Consider the following 2,289-nt stretch of genomic DNA (forward strand, 5'->3'; position numbering starts at 1 on the left):
GGACTAGCTTCATCTCCTCTTCTGTTCTTTCTAGTTTATCTTGTTAAGCCACATACAAATGGTAGTATTTGACATCAGAAAGGTAATCCCTTTCTTTTATCAAAAATAATAAATAAAAAAGGAAGGCTTCCCATCAGTTCAGTAAACTGATGGGAGACCTTCCACTTTAAAATGGCGACTCCTACTCGGATTGTTCAAGTTTAGATGGTTTTCGTTGTCCATGATTCTACGTCCCAAATATCTGTTACTACGTCTTGGTAAAAATCAGGTTCATGAGAGATAAGGACCACGCTTCCCTTATACGATTTCAAAGCTCGTTTTAGCTCAGCTTTTGCATCTTTATCCAAATGGTTGGTTGGCTCATCAAAAACAAGGATATTGCTTTCTTGGTTAAGGAGCTTGCATAACCGGACTTTCGATTGCTCTCCACCACTTAATACGGATATTTTACTTTCAATATGTTTTCTAGTTAACCCACATCTCGCAAGAGCAGCGCGTACCTGTCCTTGGCTTAACTGAGGAAACGTATTCGATATTTCTTCGATGCACGTGTTTTGATTTTTCGTTTTCACTTCTTGTTCAAAATATCCAATATACTGATGTTCACCGCGTTCAAGTGAACCAGAAAGAGATCTTATTTCTCCGAGCATGCTACGAAGGAGTGTAGTCTTACCAATCCCATTTGCTCCAACTAAAGCTACTTTTTGTCCACGCTCTATATAAAGATTTAACGGCTTTGAAAGTGGCTCATCGTATCCAATGACAAATTCTTTCGTCTCAACAATTAATTTACCTGAGGTCCTTGCTTCTTTAAAGTTGAAATCAGGTTTTGGTCGTTCCTGTGCTATTTCAATAACATCCATTTTATCGAGTTTTTTCTGTCTCGACATGGCAAGGCTACTGGTAGATGCCCTTGCCTTATTACGAGCTACAAAATCTTTTAAACTAGCAATTTCAGATTGTTGTCTCTTAAAGGCAGCTTCTACTTGTATTTTTTTAGCTTCATAGGCAATAAGGAAATGGTTGTAATCACCCACGTAGCGATTTAATTTCTGATTTTCCAAATGGTAGATTACATTTGCAACGCTATTAAGAAATGGAATATCATGAGAAATTAATAAAAAAGCGTTATCGTATTCTTGCAGGTAACGTCTTAACCACTCAATGTGTTGTTCGTCTAAATAGTTTGTAGGCTCATCTAAAAGAAGGATATCTGGTTTCTCAAGTAAAAGCTTAGCTAATAAAACCTTCGTTCGTTGCCCACCGCTTAAATCATGAACATCTTTTTCTAATCCTATACCATCAAGTCCAAGACCACGTGCCACTTCATCTACCTTAGAATCAATAATATAGAAATCATTATTTGTTAATATGTCCTGTAATGTCCCAACTTCCTCTAACAACTTTTCCATTTCTTCAGGTGTAACGTCTGAAATCTTTTCATAAATGGCATTAATATTCGTTTCAACGTCAAAGAGATATTGAAAAGCCGTTTTTAATACGTCACGGATTGACATTCCCTTTTGTAAAACCGTATGTTGATCAAGATAACCGACTCGTTGGTGCTTTGACCACTCTATTTTTCCATCGTCAGGCTGTAGTTGCCCTGTAATGATATTCATAAACGTCGATTTACCTTCGCCATTTGCCCCAATTAAAGCTATATGTTCACCTTTTAACAAGCGGAAGGAAACATTATCAAAAATCGTACGATCGCCAAAACCATGGTTTAGGTCTGTAACCGTTAATACACTCATATATTTAACCTCATTTAAATTTCATTTTATTTTGTTTCGTTTAATTTAGGAAAAAATTATAAAATCGTTCATCTGATTTTTTATAGTTGAATATTGAACTATAACATAGAAAATGGAATAGTGGTATGGAATAAATTTGAAACCAAAGGGACGGTTGTATAATAATCTTGTTAAACCCTTCAAAGGAGAATTTATATGAATCAGAAAGAATTGGAAGAAAAAATCATTGAAAACTACCAAGGTCAAGAAAAGATGATGATCCTCGTCTTTGCACAGTGGTGCATCAATCATGATCTCGAACCTGAAGCAATCTATCTATGTGCCTATCCCAACCAAAGCGCGAACCTGGCATTGAGAGAAGCCATCGAATTATCCGTACCAAAAGATGAAGCTGGTGAAGTATCGGATGAAACCATTATGGGAGTATTATCCTTATTCGGAAATGATGATCTTGCTTTTGACGTGACAGAGGAAATACAAAAGAGGAAAAAATAAAGATAAAGACGAAATTCGTTGTTTCAATATTGTTTTC

Annotated in this window: 2 protein-coding genes; one reads left to right on the forward strand and one right to left on the reverse strand. The window is 36.1% G+C overall.

Annotated features, from left to right (window positions below; translation table 11 throughout):
* Window positions 1-200: 200 nt before the first annotated feature.
* Window positions 201-1,757 carry an ABC-F family ATP-binding cassette domain-containing protein gene (locus tag AC06OU_RS08500; RefSeq protein WP_475855197.1) on the reverse strand — a complete coding sequence of 519 codons (1,557 nt, stop codon included), beginning with the start codon at window positions 1,755-1,757 and terminating at the stop codon, window positions 201-203.
* A gap of 195 nt (window positions 1,758-1,952) precedes the next feature.
* Between AC06OU_RS08500 and AC06OU_RS08505 the strand changes: the two genes are divergently transcribed.
* On the forward strand, window positions 1,953-2,252 hold the full coding sequence (locus AC06OU_RS08505) for a hypothetical protein (RefSeq protein ID WP_475855199.1): 300 nt from the start codon (window positions 1,953-1,955) through the stop codon (window positions 2,250-2,252).
* Window positions 2,253-2,289: the final 37 nt, after the last annotated feature.

Source organism: Psychrobacillus sp. (assembly GCF_056205495.1).